The 24,957-nt window shown below is 72.0% G+C and carries 24 protein-coding genes; 12 read left to right on the top strand and 12 right to left on the bottom strand.

Annotation, left to right across the window (positions count from 1 at the left end):
• Nucleotides 1-3: 3 nt before the first annotated feature.
• Both EOD73_RS10975 and EOD73_RS10970 read right to left on the bottom strand, forming a co-directional pair.
• Entirely contained in the window at nt 4-579 is a 576-nt protein-coding gene (locus tag EOD73_RS10975; protein WP_127683056.1) for an SIS domain-containing protein, read from the bottom strand.
• A 13-nt stretch (nt 580-592) separates the two neighbouring features.
• On the bottom strand, nt 593-973 hold the full coding sequence (locus EOD73_RS10970; RefSeq protein WP_127683055.1) for a YraN family protein: 381 nt from the start codon (nt 971-973) through the stop codon (nt 593-595).
• Between EOD73_RS10970 and rsmI the strand changes: the two genes are divergently transcribed.
• Nucleotides 972-1,892: a 16S rRNA (cytidine(1402)-2'-O)-methyltransferase gene (gene rsmI / locus EOD73_RS10965; protein WP_127683054.1), complete on the top strand. Its 921-nt coding sequence runs from the start codon at nt 972-974 to the stop codon at nt 1,890-1,892. The two genes, EOD73_RS10970 and rsmI, sit on opposite strands and share 2 nt — an antisense overlap.
• Before the next feature lie 42 nt (nt 1,893-1,934).
• Here rsmI and EOD73_RS10960 read toward each other — a convergent pair whose 3' ends face one another.
• A complete protein-coding gene (locus tag EOD73_RS10960) occupies nt 1,935-2,246 on the bottom strand; it encodes a hypothetical protein (protein ID WP_127683053.1) in 312 nt (103 codons plus the stop codon).
• A gap of 143 nt (nt 2,247-2,389) precedes the next feature.
• Between EOD73_RS10960 and tldD the strand changes: the two genes are divergently transcribed.
• From tldD to EOD73_RS10945, 3 genes are all read left to right on the top strand, one after another.
• The gene (gene tldD, locus EOD73_RS10955) at nt 2,390-3,847 is read left to right on the top strand and encodes a metalloprotease TldD (RefSeq protein ID WP_127683052.1); all 1,458 of its coding nucleotides are present in this window, start codon (nt 2,390-2,392) and stop codon (nt 3,845-3,847) included.
• A complete protein-coding gene (locus tag EOD73_RS10950) occupies nt 3,844-5,271 on the top strand; it encodes a hypothetical protein (protein WP_164846039.1) in 1,428 nt (475 codons plus the stop codon). The genes tldD and EOD73_RS10950 overlap by 4 nt, the downstream gene beginning before the upstream one ends.
• A 251-nt stretch (nt 5,272-5,522) precedes the next feature.
• A complete protein-coding gene (locus EOD73_RS10945; RefSeq protein ID WP_127683050.1) occupies nt 5,523-6,611 on the top strand; it encodes a 3-deoxy-7-phosphoheptulonate synthase in 1,089 nt (362 codons plus the stop codon).
• Here the strand turns inward: EOD73_RS10945 and EOD73_RS10940 are convergent, their stop codons facing one another.
• Nucleotides 6,612-7,526, bottom strand: a complete 915-nt coding sequence (locus EOD73_RS10940) for a LysR family transcriptional regulator (protein ID WP_164846038.1) — start codon at nt 7,524-7,526, stop codon at nt 6,612-6,614.
• 108 nt (nt 7,527-7,634) lie between these two features.
• On the opposite strand from EOD73_RS10940, the gene EOD73_RS10935 reads away from it, so the two are divergent.
• Complete coding sequence (locus EOD73_RS10935; RefSeq protein ID WP_127683048.1) at nt 7,635-8,306, top strand: NADPH-dependent F420 reductase; 672 nt, start codon at nt 7,635-7,637, stop codon at nt 8,304-8,306.
• Nucleotides 8,307-8,318: 12 nt separating this feature from the next.
• Here EOD73_RS10935 and EOD73_RS10930 read toward each other — a convergent pair whose 3' ends face one another.
• From EOD73_RS10930 to EOD73_RS10905, 6 genes are all read right to left on the bottom strand, one after another.
• Nucleotides 8,319-9,341, bottom strand: coding sequence for an STAS-like domain-containing protein (locus EOD73_RS10930; RefSeq protein WP_164846037.1), 1,023 nt, complete (start codon nt 9,339-9,341; stop codon nt 8,319-8,321).
• Between the two features lie 35 nt (nt 9,342-9,376).
• The gene (locus EOD73_RS10925; RefSeq protein ID WP_164846036.1) at nt 9,377-9,919 is read right to left on the bottom strand and encodes a histidine phosphatase family protein; all 543 of its coding nucleotides are present in this window, start codon (nt 9,917-9,919) and stop codon (nt 9,377-9,379) included.
• Complete coding sequence (gene cobS / locus EOD73_RS10920) at nt 9,916-10,698, bottom strand: adenosylcobinamide-GDP ribazoletransferase (protein WP_127683046.1); 783 nt, start codon at nt 10,696-10,698, stop codon at nt 9,916-9,918. Before cobS ends, EOD73_RS10925 begins: the two co-directional genes overlap by 4 nt.
• Nucleotides 10,695-11,759, bottom strand: coding sequence for a nicotinate-nucleotide--dimethylbenzimidazole phosphoribosyltransferase (cobT, locus tag EOD73_RS10915; RefSeq protein ID WP_127683045.1), 1,065 nt, complete (start codon nt 11,757-11,759; stop codon nt 10,695-10,697). Before cobT ends, cobS begins: the two co-directional genes overlap by 4 nt.
• A gap of 26 nt (nt 11,760-11,785) precedes the next feature.
• The gene (locus EOD73_RS10910; RefSeq protein WP_164846035.1) at nt 11,786-13,819 is read right to left on the bottom strand and encodes a putative bifunctional diguanylate cyclase/phosphodiesterase; all 2,034 of its coding nucleotides are present in this window, start codon (nt 13,817-13,819) and stop codon (nt 11,786-11,788) included.
• Between the two features lie 133 nt (nt 13,820-13,952).
• Entirely contained in the window at nt 13,953-14,384 is a 432-nt protein-coding gene (locus EOD73_RS10905) for a MerR family transcriptional regulator (protein WP_127683043.1), read from the bottom strand.
• Nucleotides 14,385-14,462: 78 nt separating this feature from the next.
• On the opposite strand from EOD73_RS10905, the gene EOD73_RS10900 reads away from it, so the two are divergent.
• Genes EOD73_RS10900 through EOD73_RS10880 form a run of 5 tightly spaced genes read left to right on the top strand, consistent with a single transcriptional unit; the run spans nt 14,463 to nt 20,714 of the window.
• Nucleotides 14,463-15,689: an NADH:flavin oxidoreductase/NADH oxidase family protein gene (locus EOD73_RS10900; RefSeq protein WP_205702455.1), complete on the top strand. Its 1,227-nt coding sequence runs from the start codon at nt 14,463-14,465 to the stop codon at nt 15,687-15,689.
• A gap of 17 nt (nt 15,690-15,706) precedes the next feature.
• The gene (locus tag EOD73_RS10895; RefSeq protein WP_127683474.1) at nt 15,707-16,156 is read left to right on the top strand and encodes a (2Fe-2S)-binding protein; all 450 of its coding nucleotides are present in this window, start codon (nt 15,707-15,709) and stop codon (nt 16,154-16,156) included.
• The gene (locus EOD73_RS10890; RefSeq protein ID WP_127683042.1) at nt 16,153-18,399 is read left to right on the top strand and encodes a xanthine dehydrogenase family protein molybdopterin-binding subunit; all 2,247 of its coding nucleotides are present in this window, start codon (nt 16,153-16,155) and stop codon (nt 18,397-18,399) included. Before EOD73_RS10895 ends, EOD73_RS10890 begins: the two co-directional genes overlap by 4 nt.
• Nucleotides 18,400-18,447: 48 nt before the next feature.
• Nucleotides 18,448-19,242: an enoyl-CoA hydratase-related protein gene (locus tag EOD73_RS10885; RefSeq protein WP_127683041.1), complete on the top strand. Its 795-nt coding sequence runs from the start codon at nt 18,448-18,450 to the stop codon at nt 19,240-19,242.
• Nucleotides 19,239-20,714, top strand: coding sequence for a 3-hydroxyacyl-CoA dehydrogenase (locus tag EOD73_RS10880; RefSeq protein WP_127683040.1), 1,476 nt, complete (start codon nt 19,239-19,241; stop codon nt 20,712-20,714). Before EOD73_RS10885 ends, EOD73_RS10880 begins: the two co-directional genes overlap by 4 nt.
• Here EOD73_RS10880 and EOD73_RS10875 read toward each other — a convergent pair.
• The gene (locus EOD73_RS10875; protein WP_127683039.1) at nt 20,708-21,997 is read right to left on the bottom strand and encodes a glycerate kinase type-2 family protein; all 1,290 of its coding nucleotides are present in this window, start codon (nt 21,995-21,997) and stop codon (nt 20,708-20,710) included. The two genes, EOD73_RS10880 and EOD73_RS10875, sit on opposite strands and share 7 nt — an antisense overlap.
• A 4-nt stretch (nt 21,998-22,001) precedes the next feature.
• The gene (pcaF, locus tag EOD73_RS10870) at nt 22,002-23,204 is read right to left on the bottom strand and encodes a 3-oxoadipyl-CoA thiolase (protein WP_127683038.1); all 1,203 of its coding nucleotides are present in this window, start codon (nt 23,202-23,204) and stop codon (nt 22,002-22,004) included.
• A gap of 79 nt (nt 23,205-23,283) precedes the next feature.
• Here pcaF and EOD73_RS10865 point away from each other — a divergent pair, with 79 nt between their 5' ends.
• Together EOD73_RS10865 and EOD73_RS10860 are read left to right on the top strand one after the other, a co-directional pair.
• Nucleotides 23,284-24,552, top strand: coding sequence for a cyclic di-GMP phosphodiesterase (locus EOD73_RS10865; protein WP_127683037.1), 1,269 nt, complete (start codon nt 23,284-23,286; stop codon nt 24,550-24,552).
• Complete coding sequence (locus tag EOD73_RS10860) at nt 24,546-24,848, top strand: DUF1840 family protein (RefSeq protein WP_127683036.1); 303 nt, start codon at nt 24,546-24,548, stop codon at nt 24,846-24,848. Before EOD73_RS10865 ends, EOD73_RS10860 begins: the two co-directional genes overlap by 7 nt.
• Nucleotides 24,849-24,957 lie beyond the last annotated feature (109 nt).

Genomic DNA, 24,957 nt, shown 5'->3' with positions numbered 1-24,957 from the left:
GGTTCAGGCTTCCAGGCCCAGGAGTTGGGCGTCGATGGCATCGCACAGCGCATGCAGCGCCACGCGTTGGATTTCAAGGCGGCGCGGCAGGCGCGGGGCGCTCAAGCGCAGCAGCACGTCGGTGTCGGTCAATGCGGCCTGCACGGCCGCGCCGCCGTCAACGCCGTCGGCGCACAGGGCGATGACGGCGATGTCCAGCTCGCGGGCGGCGTCCAAGAGGGGTGTGCCGCTGCGGCCGTCCACGGGGTCGAGCCACAGCAGCACGTCGCCGGGGTGGCCCAGCACCTGCAACTGGCGCACCAGGGCGTCTTGCCCCTGCAGCGGGCCCACGGCCGCCTGCAGCGGCAGCGCGGCCAGGCCGGGACGCTCTTGCTCGAACTGGTGCTGCAGCAGCGCGCCAACGGCCAGCGCGTCGTGCTGCGCCAGGCCGGCGCCTGCACACAGCAGGCGGCCGCCGCCTGTCACGCAGGCCACGGCCAGTTGGGCCGCGGTGGCCAAGGGTCGGGTGAGCGACTCGGCCGCTTGGTTCAGCAGGTCGGCGCTCTCGAAGAATTGGTGTTGAAGACGGGGTTCCAGCATGGGTGGCCGATTATCAGCCGCCCCCTTCGAAGGCCCCTTGGATCCATTCGAGTCGCTCGCCGTCGATGGCCACCACGTCGAAGCGGCAGTGCGGCAGGGTGGAAAAGCGGCCGAGGTAGGTCTGCGCCGCGCGCACCAAGCGGCGTTGCTTGGTGGCGTCCACCGTGGCGGCGGCGCCACCGTGCTGGCTGGCGCGGCGGGCGCGCACTTCCACGAACACCAAGGTGCCGTCGCGGTCGCGCAGGATCAGGTCGATCTCGCCCGCGGGCCGGCGGGGGCCGCCCCCCACTCGATAATTTCGCTCCACCAGCGTCAGCCCCTGGCGCTGCAAATGGGCCAAGGCCAGCGCTTCGCCGGCGTCGCCCGTGTCCTTCTTGGAGCCCCACCCGAACATGTCTGCCGATCTCCTGGCCCAGGCCGCCGCGCAGGCGGCGGGCGCGCAGCAGTATCCCGCCGGGGCGCTGTACGTCGTGGCCACGCCCATCGGCAACCTGGCCGACCTGAGCCTGCGCGCCGTCCACGTGCTGGGCCTGGTGGACGCCATCGCCTGCGAGGACACCCGCACCACCGCGCCCCTGCTGCGCCACCTGGGCCTGCACAAGCCCTTGCTGGCCGTGCACGAGCACAACGAGCGCGAGGCCGTCGACGGCATCGCCCAGCGCCTGCAGCGCGGCGAGCGCATCGCCCTGGTCAGCGACGCCGGCACCCCGGCCGTGAGCGACCCCGGCGCGCGCCTGGTGGCCGGCCTGCAGGCCGCCGGCTGCCGCTGCGTGCCCATCCCCGGTGCCAGCAGCAGCGTCACGGCCTTGAGCGTGGCGGGCGACGCCCATGCGCAAGGCTTCCGCTTTGTCGGCTTCGTCCCGCCCAAGGGCGAGGCGCGCCGCGCCGCGGTGCAGGCCTTGGCGGGCCAGCCCGACAGCCAGGTGCTTTTCGAGGCCCCGCACCGCGTGGTCGACCTCATCGGCCTGCTGGCCGAGGCCGCGCCGGCGCAGCGCCTGACCGTGGCGCGCGAGATCACCAAGCAGTTCGAGTCCATCCACACCGCGCCCTGCGCCGACTGGCCCGCGCGCTTGAAGGCCGACGCCAACGCCGAGCGCGGCGAGTTCGTGCTGGTGCTGCACGCCGCGCCCCCAGCGGTGGCCGAGGGCGGCTTGCCGGCCGAGGCCCTTCGCGCGCTGAAGCTCTTGGTGGCCGAGTTGCCGCTCAAGCAGGCCGTCGGCCTGGCCGCGCAACTCAGCGGCGCGCCGCGCAATGCGCTCTACCAGCAGGCCTTGGCCTGGCGCCAAGCGGGGGGCGACGACCCCGCGGAATGACCACAGCCCGCCAAGGCGGGCCGTGTCGGTGGGCGCGAAGTCTCAGCCGGCGTTGCGGCGGTTGTGCTTCTTGCGGTGGATGTCTTGGCTGGCCTCGTGCTGGGCGGCCGTGATCTTGGCGCGCTCTTTCTTGGTCACCTGGCCGTCGGCGGCGGCGCGGTCTTGCATCTTGTCGATGTGCGCTTGCTCTTTTTCCAGGCGCTGGGTTTCCTGCGCCGTCAGCGTGCCGCTGGCCGCGCCCTGCTGGATGCGGTCTTCCTGGCGCTGCTCGCGCTTGTCGATGCGCGGCGTGGCGGCTTGGGCTTGGGCGGCAAAGGCCAGCACGAGGGCGGCGGCGGTGAACAGGGCTTTCATGGGATCGGTTCCTTGGGTTGCGCGGCGCACCGTGCGCCGGTGGGTCTACAACGCCAGTGTCGGCAGGCCGCCGACCGGCTTGTGCAAATGCCAGGTAAAGCCATGTAAACGCTGACACGGGGCAGGCGGCCCACAATCGGGGCATGAACGCCCCCGACCCCATGCTGCGCGCCTTGGCGGCCGCCCACGACAGCCTGCTCGCCCCCTTCGGCCTGGACGAGGCCGCGCTGGCCCGCGCGCTCAAGCTCATCACCGCCCACCGCGTGGACGACGCCGACCTCTACTTCCAAACCACCCGCTCGGAGGGCTGGAGCCTGGAAGAGGGCATCGTCAAGAGCGGCTCCTTCAGCATCGACCAGGGCGTGGGCGTGCGCGCGGTGGCCGGCGAGAAGACGGCCTTTGCCTACTCCGACGCCATCAGCGAGGCCGCGCTGGCCGACTGCGCGATGACCGTGCGGAGCATCGCCGCCGCCGGCCAAAGCCGCCGCATCCAGGTGCAGCCGCGCCGCGCCCAAGGCCTGCAGCTGTACGGCGTGGACGACCCCATCGCCAGCCTGGACAGCGCCGCCAAGGTGGCCCTGCTCGAGCGCATCGAAGGCATGGCCCGCGCCAAGGACCCCGCCGTGGTGCAGGTCATGGCCGGTCTGGCCGCCGAGCACGAGGTCGTGCTCGTGGCCCGTGCCGACGGCCTGCTGGCCGCCGACGTGCGCCCCCTGGTGCGCCTGTCCGTCACCGTCATCGCCGAGCGCAACGGCCGCCGCGAGGTGGGCAACGGCGGCGGCGGCGGCCGCTTCGGCCTGGGCTACTTCACCGACGCCGTGATGCAGGGCTACGTGGACCAGGCCGTCCATGCGGCCCTGACCAACCTCGAAAGCCGCCCCGCCCCGGCGGGCGAGATGACCGTGGTCGTCGGCCCCGGTTGGCCTGGCGTGCTGCTGCACGAGGCCGTGGGCCACGGCCTGGAAGGCGACTTCAACCGCAAGGGCTCCAGCACCTTCGCCGGCCGGCTTGGCCAGCGCGTGGCCGCCAAAGGCGTCACCGTGCTCGACGACGGCACCCTGCCCGACCGCCGTGGCAGCCTGAACATCGACGACGAAGGCCACGCCACGCAGCGCAACGTGCTCATCGAAGACGGCATCCTGGTCAACTACATCCAAGACGCGATGAACGCCCGCCTCATGAAGCGAGCGCAAACCGGCAACGGCCGCCGCGAGAGCTACGCCCACGTGCCCATGCCACGCATGACCAACACCTACATGCTGGGCGGCACCCAAGACCCGCAAGAGATCATCGCCAGCATCGAGCGCGGCCTCTACGCCACCAACTTTGGCGGCGGCCAGGTGGACATCACCAGCGGCAAGTTCGTCTTCAGCGCCAGCGAGGCCTACTGGGTCGAAAAGGGCAAGATCCTGTACCCGGTCAAAGGCGCCACCCTGATCGGCAACGGCCCCGAGGCCCTGACCCGCGTGAGCATGATTGGCAACGACATGGCGCTGGACAGCGGCGTGGGCGTCTGCGGCAAGGACGGGCAGTCGGTGCCCGTTGGGGTGGGGCAGCCCACGCTGCGCATCGAAGGGCTGACGGTGGGCGGGACGGCTTGATTGGTGCAGCGTTCTACGCGGCCGTAGCTGTTTGGCTGCTGCTGGATCGGCTGCTTGACGGGAGCCACTCGCGCACCTTGGCGGAAGCCGTCGGCACGTGGCTTCCGATTTCCGGCACTGGTCTCTATGTCTTGACGTTGCTGAGCCTCTATGTGCTCAGGCTGACTTCGATACAACCGCTGTGCAGGTTGACCAAGCGGCGATTTCCTTCGGTGGCTGCTTCAAGTGCCGTGCTTGGTGCCGGTTTGCTTTGGCTCATGTTTGGAGCGGGCCTTCTCCCCGTCCTGGCATCCGAGCCATTTCGCGCCGAGTTGCGCTGGGTTGCCTTGGTTCTCACGCCGGCGGTCGTTGCTCTCGCGCTTGCCGAGTTGTGTCCCAAGTCTCTTCATGCACTGCCGCTTGCCCACCAAGAAGCGCATGGTCCGCTCAAGAGTCGCTGGTGGAGTGGGTTCGGCAGACACACGGTATCGGATCTCATTGAGGCCATTGGGTCATGGCCGCTGGTGGGAGCAGCGGCCATGGCCGTGCTGATGCATTCAGCTCATGGAGCGTGGCAAACGGCGCAGTTGAAGCGGGACTCCGTTGGTGCCACTGGGTTTCGGTTGGAACTGCGAGGCTTTGATCTCCGCACGTTTGAGCCCATAAGTCATGTTGGCGGGATCTTGCGCGCGTACCGTTACGTCGACATGGAAGGCGATCGCTACGAAGCGGGACCTGGTCTTTCTGTCATCGCGCGGAAAGGAGCAGCGCTTGCCAATGAGCGTTGGACCGTCAGCAAGACGGTAGTCGGTGTGAGCCGAAAGGGGGAGATTCGCGCGATTCGGCTGACGCTCGTGGATCACCTGCCCGGTGGCGTGAAGGCTGATCTGGTTTTTGACATCCGCGATGAGAAAGGGATTCAAGAGTTTTTGCCAGAACGGTTCGGAACGCCTCGCGAGCGAATACGTCGGAAGTACATCGCCAGGGAGGAAGCCAGGGGCTTCGAGCGAGAGGTATTCGATGGCGAGCCGCTTGCGTTGGCAAGCAAAGGAGAAAGTTGCCAGTCGGTTCGAATGCGCAGCATCCCAATGCAGCACATCCTGGAATGGCAGTCGTGGCAACTGATGCCAGTTGGCGGTTTGGATGCGGACTTTGCTTGCAGCGATCGGTACGTGGTGTTCGCCGCTTGGAGCATGGGAACTGCAAAGGTCACGGTGGCTTCTGAGGACGGCCGAGACATCTTCGGCTTTGATCTGGAAACTTCCCGCAACTGGCGGGATCGGGGCGTGACGCTGGGGCGGGTGCGTGTCGATGCCGAAGACGTGCGCTTTGAGCTTCAAGAATGGGAAACGGTCGTCTTGCCCGATTTCACGCGCGTGACCAAGCCAACGCGCCGGCTCGCCTATCGCATCCCGAGGGCCGCGACGCAGCCTCCAGCTAGTTGATCTCTCGGTCAAAGGACCGGTTCCAGCGCGCACATCAGTTGCACGATCTGCGGATGGGCCCATCGCGACTGACGAAGCAATGTCCTCAAAGCCGGCTGCTACATTGCAACGCATGTCCCGCGCCGTCTACTTTCGCTTTTGGTTCTTTCCCCGCCCCGGCGGTGGAGAGTCTTGAGCGCACGCGCTGACCCCAAGATCTCCAAAACCGCCGGGCCCCAAGCCCGGCGGTTTTTTTTCACCTGGACCTCGCCATGAGCCCGATCTACAGCCCCGACGACCGCACCAGCCGCACCGACGACGAGCGCATTGCCGACATCACGCCGCTGCCGCCCCCGGAGCACCTGATCCGCTTCTTCCCCATCAGCGGCACGCCGATGGAAAAGCTGGTGATGCAGACGCGCGCGTCCATCCGACGCATCCTGGCCGGCGAGGACCCGCGGCCACTGGTCATCGTGGGCCCCTGCTCCATCCACGACCCGGCCGCCGCGCTGGAGTACGCCCGCAAGCTCAAGCCCGTGCGCGAGCAGTACGCCGACTCGCTGGAGATCGTGATGCGCGTGTACTTCGAGAAGCCGCGCACCACGGTGGGCTGGAAGGGCCTGATCAACGACCCCTACCTGGACGAGAGCTACCGCATCGACGAGGGCCTGCGCATCGCGCGCCAGCTGCTGCTGGAGATCAACAAGATCGGCGTGCCCGCGGGCAGCGAGTTCCTGGACGTGATCTCGCCGCAGTACATCGGCGACCTGATCGCCTGGGGCGCGATCGGTGCCCGCACGACGGAGAGCCAGGTGCACCGCGAGCTGTCCTCGGGCCTGTCGGCCCCCATCGGTTTCAAGAACGGCACCGACGGCAACATCAAGATCGCCACCGACGCGCTGATGGCCGCGGCCCGCCCGCACCACTTCCTGTCGGTGCACAAGAACGGGCAGGTGGCCATCGTGCAGACCAAGGGCAACCCGGACTGCCACGTCATCCTGCGCGGCGGCAAGGCGCCCAACTACGACGAGGCCAGCGTGGACGCCGCCTGCGCCGAGCTGGCCGCGGCCAAGCTGCCCACGCGCCTGATGGTCGACTGCAGCCACGCCAACAGCAGCAAGCAGCACGAGCGCCAGTTGGTGGTGGCCGAAGAGATCGGCCGCCAATGGCGCGCCGGCCGCCGCCAGGTGTTCGGCGTGATGGTGGAAAGCCACCTGAACGGCGGCGCCCAGAAGTTCAGCCCCGGCAAGGATGACCCGGCCCAGTTGGCCTACGGGCAGAGCATCACCGACGCCTGCCTGGACTGGCAGCAGACCCTGGACCTGCTGGCGGGCCTGGACGCGGCGGCGCGCGCCGCCTGATCAGGCGGCGCGCAGGCGGGCCTTCAGGGCCGGCACCAGCACCGGCAGCAGGCGCTTGACGCGCTCGGGCAGCAGTTCGCGCTGCGTGGTGCACACGTGCACCGCCGGCCCCTGGGCCATGTGTTGCGGCAGCAGGGCCTGCAGGCGGCCGTCGGCCAAGGCCTCGGCCACGAGGTAGCGCGGCAGCATGGCCAGGCCCAGGCCGGCTTGGGCCAGGTCGGCCGCCGCCTCCAGCGTGTTGACCTCGGCCACGGGCTGCGCCAAGGGCATCACCCACTCGCCCTTGGGCGTGGCAAAGCGCCAGGGGCGGCGCGCCGGCGCGCTGGGCGGTCGGATGCCGATGGCCGGCCAGGCCTGCAGCTCGGCCGGGGCCCGCGGCTTGGGGTGCTGCGCCAGCAGCGCCGGGCTGCCCACCAGGGCCAGGGGCACGTGGCCCACGGGGCGGGCCACCAGGCTGGAGTCGGGCAGGGGCCCCAGGCGCACGCTCAGGTCCAGGCGCTGGGCCAGCAGGTCTTCCACCGCGTCGGACAGTTGCAGCTCCAGGCGCAGCGCGGGGTGTTCGCGCAAGAAGGGCGTGAGCGCCGGCAGCAGCACGGCGCGGCCCAGCACGTGGCTGCAGCCGATGCGCAGCGGCCCGCGCAGCGCGCCCTCGTCGTCTGCCAGGCCGGCCACCGCCGCCGCCAGCGTGGCCAGCGCGGGTTGTGCCGCCTGCACCAGCGCCAGGGCGCGCTCGCTGAGCACCACCTGGCGCGTGCTGCGCGCGGCCAGGCGCACGCCCAGGCGGGCTTCGCTTTGCGCCACCAGGCGGCTGACGGCGGCGCGCGTCAGGCCCAGCTCGCGCCCGGCGGCGGCAAAGCTGCCCAGCTCGGCCACGCGGCTCAGCACCCAGAGGGTGCGCAGGTCGCTTTCGTGCATGGCAGTGTCAATTCTCGGTGACGATGTGGATCTGGATTGTGTCTTCTCAACATGCACCGGGCTGCCGACACTGAGCGCCATTCACCCACCCTTGTTTGGAGTTCCCCCATGAGCAGCCCCACCCTCCTGACCGCCCCCACCACCTTGGCCATCTTGGGCACCGGCGACGTGGCCCAGGCCTTCGCCCGCGGCCTGATCGCCCTCGGCCATACCGTGATGCTGGCCGGGCGCGACGCCGCCGCCACCGCCGAGCGCCTGGCCGCCTTTGCCGCCGAAACGGGCGCGCGCACCGGCAGCTACGCGCAGGCCGCCGCCTTCGGCACGGCCGCCTTTTTGGCCGTCAAGGGCACGGCGGCCGAAGACGCGCTGCGCGCCGCCGGCCCGGCCCTGGACGGCAAGCTGGTGGTCGACGCCACCAACCCCATCGCCGACGAGGCGCCCGAGCACGGCGTGCTGCGCTACTTCACGGCCCGCAACGAGAGCCTGGGCGAGCGCCTGCAGGCGGCCTTCCCATCGCTCAAGGTCGTCAAGGCCTTCAACACCGTGGGCGCGGCGCATTTCGTGCGGCCCAGCTTCGCGCAGGGCCCGGGTTCGATGTTCATCGCCGGCAACGACGCCGAGGCCAAGCAGGCGGTGGCCGGCTTGGTCGAGGTGTGGGGCTGGCAGCCCTACGACGTGGGCCGCATCGAAGGCGCACGCACCACCGAGCCGCTGTGCCAGCTGTGGTGCCTGCCGGGCTTCTTGCGCAACGACTGGGTGCACGCCTTCAAGGTCATCTGATCCCGGTGGCCGTCAACCCGCCTTGGCGTTCGCGATGAGGGCCAGGATGCGCCGGTTGGCGTTGACGGGCACCAAGTCCACGCCGCCCCCGCCCTGGGCGGGGAAGACGCGGAACAGCTCGTCGGCAAAGGCGTGGCCGATGTCGGGCACGCCGTCGAAGTCGATCTCGGCGCGCTTGAAGCGCTCCAGGCGCGCGGCCACGCGGCGGGCCTGGGCGCGGCTGTCCAGGGCTTGTCCCGGGCCGGCCAGCAGCCGCAGCGAGATGACCGTGCGGTCGAAGGCGATGCCGCTGCCGTCCACGCTCCAGGCGCCCAGCACCTGGTCCAGCGTGCGCGTGGTGTCCAGCGCGATGGCCATGTAGATGCTGGTGCCCTGGCGGGGCAGGGCCTTGCCCGGGCGCCAGCCGCTGCTGTCCCAGGCCCGGCGCTGGAAGGCGGTGCCGTTGGCGTGCAGGTCGAACACGTCGGCCAGCTGGCTGCTGAAGAACAGGCCGCGGCCGGTGTGCGCCTGCGGTGCCGTGGTGAGCCGGCCCTTGCTGAGCTCCAGCATGGCCAAGGGCGCGTCGGGGATGTCGTAGGTGCCGCGAATTTTTTCGAACACGCCGCAGCCGTCGTCGCTGACCAGCAGTTGCACGTGCGTCGGCGTTTGCCGCAGGCTCACGGTGACGCTGGTGCCCTCGCTGTGGTCGGCGGCGTTGTTCAGCAGCTCGGTGAAGGCGTGTTGCACCATGCGCGCCACGTGGGGCGGCAGCTCGAAGTTGGGGGCGAAGTCCCGCTGCCAGGGGATGTCTTCTTGCAAGCCGTGCAGCGGGTAGCTCTTGACGACCTGGCGCAGCTTGCCCGGGCCGTAGACCGGGCGGCTGAAGCCGCCGTCGCGGTGCAGCCAGCCGGCCTCCACCAGGCGCCGCAGCATGGATTGCACGGCCCGGCGGCTGGCGCCCGTGCGCTCGACCACGTGATCGGCCAGCTGGTGCGAGTGCTCGCGCGCGGCGGCGGTGATCCACTGCGTGAAGTGGTCGAAATCAAGGCGTGCCATGGCGCGAGCGTAGGGCCAGCCTGCGCCGGCGTGCATCAAGGTTTACGGTAATCCAGCGGCCAGGCCTCGCCGTAGCCGGGCGCGGCCGGCCAGTCGGCGGCCTGGGGCGGGCGCTCGGGCTGCGTTTGCCGCCAACGCCGCGCCAGCATCCAGCCGCCGTGCGACACGGCCAGCGCGCAGCCGGGCGGGGGCACCCAGGCGCCGGCGCGTTCCAGCAGGCGGTGCAGAGACTCGCCGCCCTCGAAGTCGAAGCCGGCGAAGTCTTGCACCCAGGCGTCGAAGCGCGCGGGCGGGATCGCGGCCCAGGGCAGGCCGTCCCAGGCGCCGAAGTCGATCTCGGCCAGCGTCGGGTCGACCGTCCACGCGAAGCCCCAGCGCCGCAGCCAGCGGCCCACGTCGGCCGCGCGGCGCAGCGGGCTGGTGACCACGGCGCGCGGCAGGCCGTGGCGGCGGGCGTGGGCGCGCAGCCGGTGGGCCAGGCGCTTGGTCTTGCGCGGGTCCACCGGCAGGTCGCTGCGGGCACCGACGCAGCGACCGGCGGCGCCCTTTGGGCGCGGGTGGCGCCACACCCGGTTCACGGCGCGATGGCCAGCCAGGCCAGCAACACGGCGATCTCGGCCAGTTGCTCGGTTGCCCCCAGGCCGTCGCCCGTGTAGCCGCCGAGGCGGCGGCGCAGCCAGCGGCCCACGATCAGCGCCACCCCCGCGGCGGCCACCCAGGCCGCGGCCAGCGGCATCCAGGGGGCGCCAAGCGCCAGGGCCAGGCCGCTGCCGGCGGCCGACCAGGCCAGGGCCACCGCCAGCAGGCCCGCCGGCACGGCGGTGGCCAGGGGCTTGGCCTTGGCGTGATCGGCGTCGCCGCCGTAGGGCAAGGCCACCATCACGGCGACGGCGGCCGTGCGGGCCAGCGCGTGGCTGGCCACGACGGCCACGACCAGCGCCAGCGCCGACCCGGCGAGCAGGCTGGCCAGCAAGGCGGCGCGCAAGCCCAGGCTCAAGGCCAAGGCCAGCGCGCCGTAGCTGCCGATGCGCGAGTCCTTCATGATGGCCAGCGCCCGCTCGCGGGGCACCACGCCGCCCAGCGCGTCGAAGGTGTCGGCCAGGCCGTCTTCGTGAAAGCCGCCGGTCAGGGCCACGCCCAGGGCCAGGGCCAGCAGCGCGGCCACGGCCGGCGGCCACCACTGGCCCGCGCCCCACAGCACCGCGGCCACCGCCCCGCCCACGCAGGCACCTACCAGCGGGAAGTGGCGCACGCAGGCGTTGAGCCAGTCGGGCTCGAAGCGGTCCAGGCGCACCGGCACGCGGGTGAGGAACTGCAGCGCCACGGCCGCCAGCCGGACCTCGTGCCGCAGGCTCATGCCGCGCGCTCGCTCACGCCGGCGCTGTCAAAGCTGGCCATCTCGTTCAGCAGCGCGCAGGCCGCCGGCAGCAGGGGCCAGGCCAGCGCGGCGCCGCTGCCTTCGCCCAGGCGCAGGTCCAGCTGCAGGAGGGGCGCCAGGCCCAGGTGCCCAAGCCAGGCGCGGTGCGCGGCCTCGGCCGAGGCGTGCGCCGCCACGCAGGCGTGGCGCACGCCCGGGCACAGCGCCTCGGCCAAGGCCACGGCGGCGGTGGTGATGAAGCCGTCCACCACGATCACGCGGCGCTGGGCCGCGGCGGCCAGCGCGGCGCCGGCCAGCGTGAGGATCTCGAAGCCACCGAAGGCGGCCGCCACGGCCCAGGGCGAGGCGCCCGGCGCCGTGGCCCCGGGGTTGGCGGCCACGGCCCGCGCCAGCACGGCGCGCTTGTGCGCGAGGCCGGCGTCGTCCAAGCCGGTGCCGCGGCCCACGCAGTCCACCAGCGGCGTGCCGGTGAGCGCGTGCATCAGCAGGCTGGCGCTGGCCGTGTTGCCGATGCCCATCTCGCCCAGCAGCAGCGCGTTGCCGGGTCGGCCCTCCAGCCAGGCCATGCCCCGGGCGAGGCAGGCCTGGGCCTCGGCCTCGGTCATGGCCGGGACCAGGCTGGCGTCGTCGGTGCCGCCGGCGGCTCGTACCCGCATCGGGGTGGCCTCTGGGTGCGGCGGGGCGTCCACGCCGCAGTCGGCCACCGTCAGCGCCAGGCCGTGCTGGCGGGCCAGCACGGACACGGCGGCCCCGCCTTGCAGCATGTTGGCCACCATCTGTGCCGTGACCTCGCGGGGGTAGGCCGAGGTGCCTTGGCGGCTGAGGCCGTGGTCGGCGGCGCAGACCAAGAGCTGCGGCGCGTGCAGCCGCGGGGCCTCGTGGCCTTGGATCAGGGCCAGGCGCAGGGCCAAGGCTTCGATGGCGCCCAGCGCGCCCTGGGGCTTGGTTTTGCGGTTCAACCGGTGCTGCACGCGGGCGGCCAGGTCGGGGTCGGGCTGGGGGACGGGGGGCAGGGCGGGGAACGGGGGCAACGAGGGCATGCCGCCATTGTGGGCGGCGGCCCTGATCAGCCCGTGGGCCCGCGCAGCCAGGCCTCGAAACCCGCCGCGTCCAGCGGCGGGCTGACCCAACGGCCTTGCCAGCCGTCCACGCCCAGGGCTTGCAGGGCTTCGGCCTGGGCCTGGGTGTCCACCCCTTGCGCCAGCACCAGCAGCCCCTGCGCGTGCGCCAGCGCGATGAGGCCGCGCAGCCATTCACCGGGGCGGCCCTGCAGCGGCCCCTGGCACAGGCCGCGGCTGAGCACCACCCGGCTCAAGCCCCGGTGGGTCAGGCTGCTGAGGCAGCAGGGGCCGTCGCCGAACCCGTCCAGGGCCAGCTGGATGCCGGCCGCGCGCAAGGCCGGCAGGTGCAGCACGGCCTGGGTGTGGGCGTCGCGCAGTTGCGTTTCGTCGATGTGCAGGGTGATGCCCGTGCCCGAGACGCCCAGGCGCATCAGGCGGGCGGTCCAGTCGGGCACCGACTGGCCCCACTGCCGCAGCTGGGTGCCGGCCAGGCTCACCGACAGGCCGACCTCGGTGTGCCCTTGGGCATGCCAAGCCCGCAGGTGCTTGGCGGCTTCGCGCAGGAGCCAGTCGCCGATGTCGTGGATGAGGCCGCTGGACTCCGCCCCGGGCAGGAAGCTGCTGGCGCCCAACTCGCCCAGGGTGGGGTGACGCCAGCGCAGCAGCACCTCGGCGTGCTGGGCCTGGGACCGACCCACGCGGCGCTGGGGCAGGAAGCGCAGCGCGAAGGCCTGCTGCGCCAGGGCTTCGCGCAGCTCGTGGCCCAGGCGGGCCCGGGCCTCGGAGGCCTGCTGCAGGGCGGGCGTGAAGTAATGAAAGGTGCCCCGGCCATGGCGCTTGGCGGCGTAGAGCGCCTGGTCGGCGTGCTTGTGCAAGGCCGCGGCGTTGTCGGCGTCGTCGGGGTAGAGCGACAGGCCCACGCTCGCCCCCAGGGCGGGCGGTGTGTCGTCGGGGCGCAAGGGCAGTTCGTAGGGCTCGGCCAGGCGGCGCACCAAGCTGCCAGCCACGCGGTCCAGCACCTCGTTGCCGGCGTCCAGGTCGCCCATGAGGACCACGAACTCGTCGCCCCCCAAGCGGGCCACCATGTCCACCTCGCGCACGCAGGCCTTGATGCGCTGCGCCGCCTCGATCAGCACGCCGTCGCCCACGTCGTGGCCGTGCTGGTCGTTCACGCCTTTGAAGTGGTCCAAGTCCAGCATCAGCAAGGCCAAGCGCAGGCCGCTGCGCTGGGCCTTTTTCAGGTCGTGCGCGAGGCGCTCGGCCAGCATGCGGCGGTTGGGCAGGCCGGTCAGGGCGTCGAAGTTGGCCTGCTTCCAGGCCATGACTTCGGTGGCCTTGCGCTCCGTGATGTCGGTGTGCGTGCCCACCATGCGCAGGGGGCGGCCGTCGGCGGCGCGGTTGATGACCATGCCGCGGGTCAAGATCCACTTGTAGTTGCCGTCCTTGCAGCGCACGCGGTGCTCGTTGCGGTACAGGGGGGCGCGGCCGTCGAAATGCGCCTGGCGGTCGATGGCCATCTGGGCCCGGTCTTCGGGGTGGGTCAGGCTGTCGAAGAACTCGGGGCTGGGGTCCACCTCGTCGGGGCTGTAACCGTACAGGGCCAGCATGTTGGGCGAGAACAGCTCGGTGCCGGTGCTGAGGTCCCAGTCCCAGACCCCGTCGCCGGTGGCTTCCAGGGCCAGCTTCCACACCGCGTCGGCCTCGCGAAGCTGGGTTTCGGCGGCGCGCTGGGCGTCGGTGTCGGTCAGCGTGGCCAGCCACAGGCCGTCGTCCAGGGGCTGCACCCACAGCAGGGCCCAACCGAACTGCGCCGGGCCCTTGTGCCAACGGGCTTCCAAGTGCCAAGGCGTGCCGGGCGTGGCCTCGCGCCAGCGGCGCAGCAACTCGGGCCGGTACTCGGGGGCGATGGCCTCGGCCGGCCCGACCACGCCAAAGCGTTCGTGCCAGCGGCGTCCGGTGCGCAGCGGCACGCCGTGCGCGTCCAGCACGCTCCACGGCTGGGGCAGCGCTTCCAGCAGGGCTTGGTGGTCGAACGGCATGGTCACCATCACCGGGGCCGGGCGGGGCGCGCGGTGTGGGGGCGCGCCAGGGGTGGTCGAAGGCGGCAGCGTCCCCGATGCGGCCGGGGGCTGGCAAGCCCGGGTTTGACCGCCCCCCTAGATGTAGGTCGGCTCAGCGGGCGGCGCGTTTGCGCAGGGCCGGGGCGATAGCGGGCGCCGGGGCCAAGGTGGCCAGGTCGACGCAGCGCCCCTGCGGCCACTCGGTCTGGCAGGCCTGGGCCAAGCGAGCCAACTCGGCCTCCTGGGCGTCCAGGGCCTTGCGCAGGGCGGCGATCTCGGCCCGGCGCTGGGCCAGGGCCTCGAGCACCTGTTCGTGGGGGAGGGGCCCCGCGTCTTGCGCCAGCAAGGGGCGCAGGGTGTCGAGCGAGAAGCCCAGGCGCTGGGCCAACTGGATCAGGCGCAGGCGTTCGACGGCGGCCTCGGTGTAGAGCCGGTAGCCGTTGGGGCCGCGGGCCCCGGGTGGCAGCAAGCCGCTGGCTTCGTAGAAGCGGATGGCCGAGGGCTTGAGCCCCGTGAGTTGCGCCAAATCACCGATCTTCATCATGGCGGCCATTCTCCCCTTGACCTTCAAGCTGACTTGAATCTTAAGGTTCGCGCCTTGCTTCACCCAACCCCACCTGACATGCCGCTGTTCACCCCCCTGTCCCTTCCCAACGGCCAAGTGCTGAAGAACCGGATCGCCAAGGCCGCGATGGAGGAGTCCATGGCCGAAGCCGGCCAGTTGCCGGGTGCGCCGATGCAGCGCCTGTACCGGCGCTGGGCCGAGGGCGGCGCGGGCCTGCTGATCACCGGCAACGTGATGGTCGCGCCCGACGCCATGACCGGCCCTGGCGGCCTGGTGCTGGAAGCCGGCACGCCGCTGGCCCCTTACCGCGCCTGGGCCGACTCGGTGCACGCCGGCGGTGCCAAGGTGTGGATGCAGATCAACCACCCCGGCCGCCAGGTCTTCGCCGCCCTGGGCAACCCGGGCTGGGCGCCCAGCGCCGTGCCCCTGGCCATGGGCAAGCACGGCAAGCTGTTCGCGCCAGTGCAGGCGCTGAGCGCCGAGCAAATCGCCGCCATCGTGCAGCGCTTCGCCGACACCGCGCGCGCCGCCGAGGCCGCCGGTTTCGACGGGGTGCAGGTGCACGCCGCCCACGGCTACCTCATCAGCCAGTTCCTGAGCCCCCTGAGCAACCGCCGCACCGACGCCTGGGGCGGCACGGTCGAGGGCCGTGCCAAGCTGCTCATCGACGTGTTGCGCGCCGTGCGCGCCGCCGTGCAACCTGGCTTTGCCGTGGGGGTGAAGCTCAACAGCGCCGACTTCCAGCGCGGCGGCTTCAGCGAGGACGACGCCCGCGCCGTGGTGGGCTTGCTTAACGCCGAGGGCGTGGACCTGCTGGAGCTCAGCGGCGGCAGCTACGAGAGCCCGGCCATGCAAGGCCGCACCGCCGACGGCCGCACCCTGGCCCGCGAGGCCTATTTCCTGGACTTCGCCCGCGACCTGGCCACCGCCGCCACGATGCCGGTGATGATCACCGGCGGCATCGGCCGCCGGGCGGTGGCGGAAGCGGTCCTGGCCAGCGGCATCGACGTGGTGGGCCTGGGCACCGCCCTGGCCATGCAGCCCGACCTGCCCCGGCAGTGGGCCCAGGCCGAGGCCGTGGCGCCGCGCCCCGTGGTGGCCTGGCGCGACAAAACCATCGCCAGCCTGGCCACCATGGCCCTGGTGCGCCGGCAGTTGCACCGCCTGGGTGCGGGCAAGCGGCCGGCACCGGGGGCCTCGCCCCTCACCAGCTTGGTGATGGACCGGTGGATGATGAAGGGACTGACCCGGCGTTACCGCGCATGGCGCGCGGCCGCTGCCTGAAGGACCATCGCCCCATGATCGACCTCACCGTGAACGGCCGCGCCCAGCGGCTGGATGTGGAGCCCGAAACGCCCCTGCTGTGGGTGCTGCGGGATGAACTCGGCCTGACCGGCACCAAGTTCGGCTGCGGCGTGGCCGCCTGCGGGGCCTGCACCGTGGAGCTGGACGGCACGCCCACCCGCAGCTGCGTGCTGCCGGTGGCCGCCGTGGCCGGCAAGGCCGTGCGCACCATCGAGGGCCGCGACGACCGCGTGATGAAGGCCTTGCAGGCGGCCTGGCTGGCCGAGCAGGTGCCCCAGTGCGGCTACTGCCAAAGCGGCATGCTCATGGCCGCCGCCGGCCTGCTGGCCGCGAAGCCCCGTCCCACCGACGCTGACATCGACGCCGCCATGACCAACCTGTGCCGTTGCGGCACCTACCAGCGCGTCCGCTCGGCCATCCACCGCGCCGCAAAGGAGCTGTCATGAAGCGCCGCGGCTTCCTCATCACTGCCGGCGTTCTGGCCGGTGGCGGCCTCTTGGTCGGCGTGGGCCTGCGCCCGCCTTCGGACGCCAGTCGCCTGGGCAAGGCCGACGCTTGGCCGCCGAAAGAAGGCGCCGTGGCCCTGAACGCCTGGGTGCAAATCGACGCCGAAGGCCATGTCAACGTGGCCCTGCCGCGCGCCGAGATGGGCCAGGGCGTGCACACCGCGTTGGCCATGCTGGTGGCCGACGAACTGGACGCCGACTGGGCCCAGGTGCGCGCCGTCAGCGCCCCGGTGCGTCCGGTGTACGCCAACGCCGCGCTGCTGCTCAACGTCGTGCCCGTGGGCATGGACGACGAGTCGGCCACCGCGCGCTTCGTGCGCGGCGCCGCGCAGCGCTTGGGGTACACGCTGGGCCTGCAGGTCACCGGCGGCAGCAGCAGCGTGCGCGACGCCTGGGGCCCCATGCGCCTGGCCGGCGCCACCGCCCGCCAGCTGCTGCTGCAAGCCGCCGCTGCGCGTTGGAAGGTGGCGGTGAGCGAACTGCGCACCGAAGGCGGCGCCGTGCTGCGAGGCGACCAACGCCTGGCCTACCGCGAGCTGGTGGCCGAGGCCGCCCAGCTCACGCCGCCCCAGGACGTGCCCCTCAAGAAGCCCGAGCAATGGCGCTTCATCGGCAAGCCCATGCCCCGCGTGGACCTGCCCGCCAAGGTCAACGGCAGCGCCGTGTTCGGCATCGACATCCAGCAGCCCGGCATGGTCTACGCCGCGCTGCGCCAAGCCCCGGCCGTGGGCGGCCGCGTCACGCAGTGGGACACCGGCGCCGCCAAGGCGATGCCCGGCGTGCTCGACGCCTTCGTGCTGGACGGGCACACCGCCGTGGTGGTGGCCGACCGCTGGTGGCGCGCCGAGGCCGCGCTCAAGGCGCAGCCGCCCCAGTTCTGGAACGGCCCCCGCAGCGGCCTGCGCACGGCCGACATGCGCGCCACCCTGCACCGCGCGCTCGACCAAAAGCAAGGTTTTGCCTTCCGCGACCAAGGCGACGCCCGCGAGGCCCTGGCCAAGGCGCCGAACGTGCTGCGCGCCGAGTACGAGGTGCCCTTCCTGGCCCACGCGCCGCTGGAGCCGATGAACGCCACGGCGCAGGTCAAGGACGGCAAGGTCACCGTCTGGGCGCCCACCCAAGTGGCCAGCCTCGCGCGCTGGAAGGCCTCGCAAGTGGCCGACGTGGCCATGGACGCTGTCGAGGTGCACGTGCCCTACCTCGGCGGCGGCTTCGGCCGGCGCCTGGAAACCGACGTCGTCGAGCAGGCCGTGGCCATCGCCCTGCGCACCCAGGGCAAGCCCGTCAAGCTGCTGTGGAGCCGCGAAGAGGACTTCACCCACGGCGTCTACCGCCCCATGGGCATCAGCCGCTTCGAAGCCGCCCTGGGCGACGACGGCAAGCCGAGCGCCTGGCACCACCGCCTGGCCGGCCCCAGCCTGGGCTTTGACACCACCGACCGCCTGCTGCCCGGCATGGCGGCCGACACGCCCGACAAGAATCACCTGGAAGGCGCCTTCGAACTGCCCTACGCCATCCCGAACCTGCGCGCCGCGCAGCTTCGCGTGCCCCTGGGCCTGCCCGTGGGCAGCTGGCGCAGCGTGGGCCACAGCCTGAACGCCTACTTCACCGAGTGCTTCTTGGACGAGTTGGCCCAAGCCGCGAAGCAAGACCCCTTCCGCTACCGCGACGAGTTGCTGGCCCAGGCCCCCAAGCACCGCGCTGTGCTGCGCCTGGCCGCCGAAAAGGCCGGCTGGGGCACCACGCCCCTGCCCGCCGGCCGCGCCCGCGGCATCGCCCTGCACGAGAGCTTTGGCTCGGTGTGCGCGCAAGTGGCCGAGGTGTCCGTCGTCAACGGCGTGCCCAAGGTCCACCGCGTGGTCTGCGCCATCGACTGCGGCACGGTGGTCAACCCCGACACCGTCGTGGCCCAGATGCAGTCCGGCATCGTCTTTGGTTTGACGGCGGCGCTCTACGGCGAGATCACGGTCGAGGGCGGTGCCGTGCAGCAGCGCAACTTCCCCCAGCAGCCGCTGTTGTCGATGGCGGAGATGCCAGTCATCGACGTGCACCTCGTCCCCTCCGCCGCCCCGCCCGGCGGCGTGGGCGAACCCGCCACGCCGCCGATCGCGCCGGCGGTGTGCAACGCTTTGCTGGCGCTGACGGGGAAGGCGGTGAGGCGGCTGCCCATCCGGCTCGCTTGAGCTGGCGGCGCTGCGGGGGCGGCGCCGCCCTGCGGGACACTCCCCGCCATGGAACCGCACGACACCCTCACTGTGACCACCGACGCCCGCGGCGTCGCCACGGTCACCATGGCGCGCCCCGAGCGCCACAACGCTTTTGACGAGTCGCTGATCCAGCAGCTGCACGCCGCCTTCACCGCCCTGGCCGCCGACGACGCGGTGCGCGTGATCGTGCTGGCCGGTGCCGGCAAGTCCTTCAGCGCCGGGGCCGACATCGGCTGGATGCGCCGCGCCGCCGCCGCGTCGGAAGCCGACAACCTGCAGGACGCGCAACGCTTCGCCGCCATGCTGGCCGCCATCGCGCAATGCCCCAAACCCACCGTGGCCCGGGTGCAGGGCCTGGCCTTGGGCGGCGGCGTGGGCCTGGCCTGTGCGTGTGACATCGCCATCGCCGCCGAAGGCACGCAGTTCGCGGTGAGCGAGGCGCGCTTCGGCATCCTGCCGGCGGTCATCGGCCCTTACGTGATCCGCGCCGCCGGCGCCCGGCAGGCGCAGCGCCTGGCGCTGATGGCGCACCGCGTGAGCGCCGCCGAGGCCCTGGCCCTGGGCCTGGTGCAGCAGGTGGTGTCGGCTGAAGTTCTGGACGCCGCCGTGGCCACCACGGTCACCGAACTGCTGGCCAGCGGCCCGCGCGCGCAGGCCGAGATCAAGGCCCTGTTCGCGCAGCTCACGCCGGGCGACCTGGGGCCCGAGGCCCAAGCGCTGACCGCCGCCACCATCGCCCGCGTGCGCAGCACGCCCGAAGCGCGCGAGGGCTTTGCTGCCTTTGTCGAGAAACGCGCCCCTGCCTGGAGCCGAGCATGAGCACCCCCCTTCCCACCATCGGCGTCGTCGGCGCCGGCGTCATGGGCATCGGCATCGCCCAAATCGCGGCCCTGGCAGGTCACCCCGTGCGCCTGCTGGACGCCCGCGAGGGCGCGGCCGAGGCCGCCATCACCAAGCTGGGCGACACCCTGGCCGGCTTGGTGACCAAGGGCAAGCTCAGCAGCGAGCTGCGCGAGCAAGCCTTGGCCCGCCTGGGCGTGGCGCGCAGCCCGGCCGACTTGGCCGATTGCGGCTGCGTGATCGAGGCCATCGTCGAGCTGCTAGAGCCCAAGCGCGCGCTGCTGCGCGAGCTGGACGCTTTGCTGCCGCCCGAGGCCATCCTGGCCAGCAACACCTCGTCCATCAGCATCACCGCGCTGGCCAACGGCCTGGCCCGGCCCGAGCGCCTGGTGGGCATGCATTTCTTCAACCCGGTGCCGCTGATGAAGCTGGTGGAGGTGGTGAGCGGCGCCGAAACGGCACCCGCCATCGCCCAGGCCACCGAGGCCCTGGCCCGCGCCTGGGGCAAGACGCCGGTGCATGCAGCCAGCACGCCGGGCTTCATCGTCAACCGCATCGCCCGCCCGTACTACGCCGAGACCCTGGCCCTGCTGCAAGAGCGGGCCGGCACGCCCGCCGAGCTGGACGCCTGCCTGCGCGCCGCGGGCTTCCGCATGGGCCCGTGCGAGCTGATGGACCTGATCGGCCACGACACCAACAACCTGGTGACCCGCAGCGTGTGGGAGGCCAACTTCGGCGACCGCCGCTACCAGCCCAGCCTCGTGCAGCAGGCTTTGGTGGATGGCGGCCGCCTGGGCCGCAAGGTGGGCAAAGGTTTTTATGAAGGTGAGCCGGCCAAGCTGCCTGCGCCGACAGCACCGGCTCAGGCGCCTGCCCTGGTGCTGCGCGGCCGCGGGGCCACCGTGGATGCACTGGCCGCCCGCCTGCCCGGTGTGCGCCGCGACCCCGAGGCCGAGTGGGCAGGCCTGGCCGTGGGTGCCGGCGCCATCGACTTGGTCGTCACCGACGGCCGCACGGCCGCCGAGCTGGGCGCCAACCACGGCAACCCCTTGGCGGTGATCGATTGGCTGCTGCCCAGCCAAGCCCAGGGGGCCGCGCTGGCCATCGCCCACGGCCGCCACGTGCAAGACGGCGTCCGACGCGCCGCGGCCGACGCGCTGGCCACCGCCGGCCTGCGGGCTGTGCCGCTGCGCGACACGCCCGGCCTGGTCGTGGCCCGCACCCTGGCCATGCTCGTCAACGAGGCCAGCGATGCCGTGTGGCAGGGCGTGTGCGACGAGGCGGCGGCCGACACGGCCATGAAGCTGGGCGTGAACTACCCGGCCGGGCCCTTCGAATGGCGCGCCGAGTTGGGCGAGCCACCGATCGTGGCCTTGCTGGACCGCCTGTGGGCCCACACGCGCAGCGAGCGCTACCGCGTCAGCCCGCCGCTGCGCGCGGCGACCTATTGATCGCCTGCTCGATCGACGGCTTGATCGGCTGAAGTCGGCCAGCGCAGCAGGGCACGGAAGTCGTTGACGTTGGTGCCGGTCGGGCCGGTCACCAGCGCCAGGCCCTGCCGCGCCCAGAAGCCGCCGGCGTCGTGCGCGACCAGTGCCGCTTCGGGCACGTCGCCCCGCTGGCGCGCCACGGCGAGGCTGTCGGGGCCGAAGGCCGCTCCTGCCGCCGGCCCCGTGCCGTCGAGGCCGTCGGTGTCGGCCATCAGCCCGTGCAGCGTGCGCCCTTCCGCGGTCAGGGCGGCGGCCAGCAGGGTCTCGGCCGCGCGGCCGCCCTGGCCGGGGGTGGTGTCGCCCAGGGTGACGGTGGCCTCGCCGCCGCTCAGAAACACGGTGGGTCGCCCCACCTCGCCGGCCAGGGCCTCGCGCGCCAGCTGTGCGCCGAGGGTGCGGGCTTCGCCCTCCAGCCGGTCGCTGCCCAGTCGGACGTCCCATCCCAAGCGGTGGGCCCTTTGCGCGGCTGCCGCCAGGGCCAGGGCCGGGGAGGCGACGACCACCGCGCGGTGCTGGGGCGGCAAGCGCTTCGGCGTCTCCCAGGCGCCGGTTTGCAGCGCCACCCGCGCTGGCTCGGGCAAGTCGATGCCCCAGCGCGCGGACACCGCCAAGGCGTCGGCGCAGCGGCTGGGGTCGGCCACCGAGGGGCCGGAGCCGATCAGGTCCAGCGCGTCGCCCGGCACGTCGGAAATCGCCAAAGTGACCACCGGCACGGCGGGTCCGCAAGCCAGCGCCAGGCGCCCGCCTTTGATCCCGCACAGGTGCTTGCGCAAGGTGTTCATCGCGTCAATCGGCGCGCCGCTGGCCAGCAGGTGGCCGTTGAGGGCCACCAAGTCCTCCAGCGTCAGGCCGGGCAAAGGCAGGGTGGCCAGGCTGGAGGCGCCGCCGGACAGCAGCACCAGCACGAGGTCGTCGGCGCCCAAGCCGGCCGTCGCGCCCAACAGCGCTCGCGCGGCGGCCACGCTGTGCGCGTCCGGTCGCGGGTGCCTGGCGTGGCGCAGGGTCAGTCGTCGCAGGCCGGGATCGGGCGTCCCGTGGGGGGCCACCAGCACGCCGCGCAGCGGCGCCGCTTCGGGCCAGGTGGCTTCCACCGCCGCGCCCATGCCGGCCGCCGCCTTGCCCAGGCCCAGCACCACGGTGGTGCCGCGCGGTGGCGGGGGCAGGTGGGCGGGCAGCACGCGCGCCGGTTGGGCCGAGGCCACCGCGGCGTCGAACAGCGCGCGCAGGCCCTCGGCAGGCGTCATGCCCTCACACCCGCTCGATCGCCAGCGCGATGCCCTGGCCCACGCCCACGCACATCGTGCACAGCGCGCGCCGGCCGCCCGTGGCTTCGAGCTGCCGCAGTGCGGTCGTCACCAAGCGCGCGCCGCTCATGCCCAGCGGGTGGCCCAGGGCGATGGCGCCGCCGTTGGGGTTGACGCGGGCGTCGTCGTCGGCCACGCCCAGTTGGCGAAGCACGGCCAAGCCCTGGGCGGCAAAGGCCTCGTTGAGTTCGATGACGTCGAAGTCGGCCAGCGTCAGCCGCAGGCGCGCCAGCAAGCGCTGCACGGCCGGCACGGGGCCGATGCCCATCACCCGCGGCGGCACGCCGGCGGCGGCCAAGCCCAGCACGCGGGCGCGCGGCGTCAGGCCGTGGGCCTTGGCCGCGGCTTCGCTGGCGAGCAACAGCGCGCAGGCGCCGTCGTTCACCCCCGAGGCGTTGCCCGCCGTCACCGTGCCGCCCGGGCGCACGATGGGCTTGAGCTTCGCCAGCGCCTCCAGCGAGGTGGCGCGCGGGTGCTCGTCGTGCCGCACCACCAGGGCCTCGCCCTTCTTCTGCGGGATCGTCACGGGGTCGATCTCGCCGTCGAAGAAGCCGCGTTCGCGCGCCGCCAGGGTCTTGGTTTGGCTGGCCAGGGCGAAGCAGTCTTGGTCCTCGCGGGAAATGCCGAAGTCACTCGCCACGTTCTCGGCGGTTTCCGGCATCGAGTCGGTGCCGAAGGCGGCGTGCATGGCGGGGTTGACGAAGCGCCAGCCGATGGTGGTGTCGAACACCGCGTTGCTGCGCGAGAAGGCCTCGGTGGCCTTGGGCATCACGAAGGGTGCACGGCTCATGCTCTCCACGCCGCCGGCCAGCATCAACTCGGCGTCGCCCGCGGCGATGGCGCGGGCCGCCTGGCCCACGGCGTCCAAGCCCGAACCGCACAGGCGGTTCAGGGTGGTACCCGGCACCTCTTGTGGCAGCCCCGCCAACAGCGCGGCCATGCGCGCCACGTTGCGGTTGTCTTCGCCGGCTTGGTTGGCACAGCCCAGCATCACGTCGTCGATGCGGCTGGCGTCCAAACCAGGGTGGCGCGCGAGCAGGCTGCGAAGCACTTGGGCGGCCAAATCGTCGGGGCGGACGCTCGAAAGTTGACCGCCATAGCGGCCGATGGGGGTTCTCAAAGCATCACAAAGGTAGGCAACGGACATTCGGGGTTCTCCTGTGTCCGGCCATTGTGCTGGGCGAGCGGATACTGCAGCATCGACCTCCAACGCCGCATTTGACCGCATGGCCGCAGACGAACGCATCGACATCGCCGACCTTCGGGTGGGCATGTTCATTCACCTGGACGTGGGCTGGATGCGGCACCCGTTCCCCCTGTCGAGCTTCCGCATCACCTCCGAGGACCAACTCGTGGTGCTGCGCAAGCTGGGGCTGAAGCAGGTTCGGTGGTCGCCCGAATTGAGCGAGGCGCCGGCCGCGCCAGCCACGGAAGTGCCGGCCCCAGCGACCGAGCCGACCGAGGCCAGCCCGGTCGACCCCGCCCAGCAAATCGCCCAAGCGCGGCGCGAGGCCTTGCGCCTGCAGCGCGAAGCACTGGCCTTGTGCGAGGCCCAGTACGGCGAGGCCGCCCGCGCCGCCACCGACATGCTGGCCACGGCCACCCGCAACGCCAAGGCCACTGGCGAACAAGCCCGCGCCCTGTCCAGCAGCTTGGTGACCAAGATGCTGGGCATGGGCGACATGAACCTGCGCCTGCTGACCGAGGCGGCCGGTGACCGCGCCACCGCGCACTCCTTGAACGTCACGCTGATTTCCCTGCTCTTGGGCAGCGCGTGTGGCTTGGGACAGGACGAACTGATCGAGCTGGGCACCGGGGCCCTGCTGCACGACGTGGGCAAGGCCGAGCTGGAGGCGCGCTTCCGCGCCCGCACCGACGCGTTCAATGCCCAGGAACTGGCGGCCTACCAGATGCACGTGACCAAGGGCGTGGGCCTGGCCCAAGGCATGGGACTGAGCGCCGCCGCCTTGGCCGTGATCGCGCAGCACCACGAGCACACCGACGGCAGCGGGTTCCCAACGAAGCTCACGGGCGAGCGCATGCATCCGCTGTCGCGGGTTGTGGCGCTGGTCAATCGCTTCGATGGACTGTGCAACCCGCCCTTGGGCGGGCGCTTGCACACGCCCCACGAGGCCCTGTCTCTGATGTTTGCGCAAGGGCGCAGCCGCTACGACGCCACCTTGCTCAACGCCTTCATCCGCATGATGGGGGTCTACCCGCCGGGCTCGGCGGTCCAATTGACCGACGAACGCTACGCGCTGGTGGTGGCCGTCAATCCGGTCCGGCCGCTCAAGCCCCGTGTGCTCGTGCACGAGCCCAAGGTGCCCGCCAGCGACGCCTTGGTCTTGAACCTCGAAGAAGAGCCCACGCTCGGGATCCGCCGCAGCCTGCGGCCCGTTGACCTGCCTGCGGCGTCCGCCCAGTACTTGAAGCCGCGCGCCCGCTTGGCCTACTTCATCCAGCCGGTGCCTCAGGGCAACGAGGCCCCATGCTGACGGTGTTTCGCTCCAAGGCCGGCGCGGACGTGCTGATGGTGAGCGCCCACGCCAAGGCGCTGCTCGAAGCCATGGGTCGGGAACCCGCTCCGCAAGGGGTGTTTCGCGGCCCCCAGTTGGCCGAAGCCCTGGCCAACTGGGCGCAATGGGTGCCCCCGCCGCCGGCGGAAGCGGCCCCTGAGGAGACCGAGGACGAGTCCCCCGTCACAGGGCTGCGGCAGCGGGCTTGGCCGGTTTGCGAGTTGCTCCGTCGCGCCCAAGCCCAGGGCGTCGACGTGGTGTGGCTGCCAGCGTGAGGTCGCGATGTTGCAAATTCGCGTCGCCCGGGGGGTTGTCAGAAACCCGCTGCCTATACTGGCTCGACCCTGAACCGGCTCTTAGGTGCACTTGCCCCTGGGCCACCTT

Source organism: Inhella crocodyli, assembly GCF_004004565.1.
Taxonomy (GTDB): Bacteria; Pseudomonadota; Gammaproteobacteria; order Burkholderiales; family Burkholderiaceae_C; genus Inhella; species Inhella crocodyli.
This window is presented reverse-complemented; position numbering and strand designations above follow the sequence as displayed.

Coding starts and splice junctions, on each gene's coding strand:
- EOD73_RS10975 (WP_127683056.1), bottom strand. CDS start 579: ATGCTGGAACCCCGTCTTCAACACCAATTCTTCGAGAGCGCCGACCTG.
- rsmI (WP_127683054.1), top strand. CDS start 972: ATGTCTGCCGATCTCCTGGCCCAGGCCGCCGCGCAGGCGGCGGGCGCG.
- EOD73_RS10970 (WP_127683055.1), bottom strand. CDS start 973: ATGTTCGGGTGGGGCTCCAAGAAGGACACGGGCGACGCCGGCGAAGCG.
- EOD73_RS10960 (WP_127683053.1), bottom strand. CDS start 2,246: ATGAAAGCCCTGTTCACCGCCGCCGCCCTCGTGCTGGCCTTTGCCGCC.
- tldD (WP_127683052.1), top strand. CDS start 2,390: ATGAACGCCCCCGACCCCATGCTGCGCGCCTTGGCGGCCGCCCACGAC.
- EOD73_RS10945 (WP_127683050.1), top strand. CDS start 5,523: ATGAGCCCGATCTACAGCCCCGACGACCGCACCAGCCGCACCGACGAC.
- EOD73_RS10940 (WP_164846038.1), bottom strand. CDS start 7,526: ATGCACGAAAGCGACCTGCGCACCCTCTGGGTGCTGAGCCGCGTGGCC.
- EOD73_RS10935 (WP_127683048.1), top strand. CDS start 7,635: ATGAGCAGCCCCACCCTCCTGACCGCCCCCACCACCTTGGCCATCTTG.
- EOD73_RS10930 (WP_164846037.1), bottom strand. CDS start 9,341: ATGGCACGCCTTGATTTCGACCACTTCACGCAGTGGATCACCGCCGCC.
- cobS (WP_127683046.1), bottom strand. CDS start 10,698: ATGAGCCTGCGGCACGAGGTCCGGCTGGCGGCCGTGGCGCTGCAGTTC.
- cobT (WP_127683045.1), bottom strand. CDS start 11,759: ATGCCCTCGTTGCCCCCGTTCCCCGCCCTGCCCCCCGTCCCCCAGCCC.
- EOD73_RS10910 (WP_164846035.1), bottom strand. CDS start 13,819: ATGCCGTTCGACCACCAAGCCCTGCTGGAAGCGCTGCCCCAGCCGTGG.
- EOD73_RS10905 (WP_127683043.1), bottom strand. CDS start 14,384: ATGATGAAGATCGGTGATTTGGCGCAACTCACGGGGCTCAAGCCCTCG.
- EOD73_RS10900 (WP_205702455.1), top strand. CDS start 14,463: ATGCCGCTGTTCACCCCCCTGTCCCTTCCCAACGGCCAAGTGCTGAAG.
- EOD73_RS10890 (WP_127683042.1), top strand. CDS start 16,153: ATGAAGCGCCGCGGCTTCCTCATCACTGCCGGCGTTCTGGCCGGTGGC.
- EOD73_RS10885 (WP_127683041.1), top strand. CDS start 18,448: ATGGAACCGCACGACACCCTCACTGTGACCACCGACGCCCGCGGCGTC.
- EOD73_RS10880 (WP_127683040.1), top strand. CDS start 19,239: ATGAGCACCCCCCTTCCCACCATCGGCGTCGTCGGCGCCGGCGTCATG.
- EOD73_RS10875 (WP_127683039.1), bottom strand. CDS start 21,997: ATGACGCCTGCCGAGGGCCTGCGCGCGCTGTTCGACGCCGCGGTGGCC.
- pcaF (WP_127683038.1), bottom strand. CDS start 23,204: ATGTCCGTTGCCTACCTTTGTGATGCTTTGAGAACCCCCATCGGCCGC.
- EOD73_RS10865 (WP_127683037.1), top strand. CDS start 23,284: ATGGCCGCAGACGAACGCATCGACATCGCCGACCTTCGGGTGGGCATG.
- EOD73_RS10860 (WP_127683036.1), top strand. CDS start 24,546: ATGCTGACGGTGTTTCGCTCCAAGGCCGGCGCGGACGTGCTGATGGTG.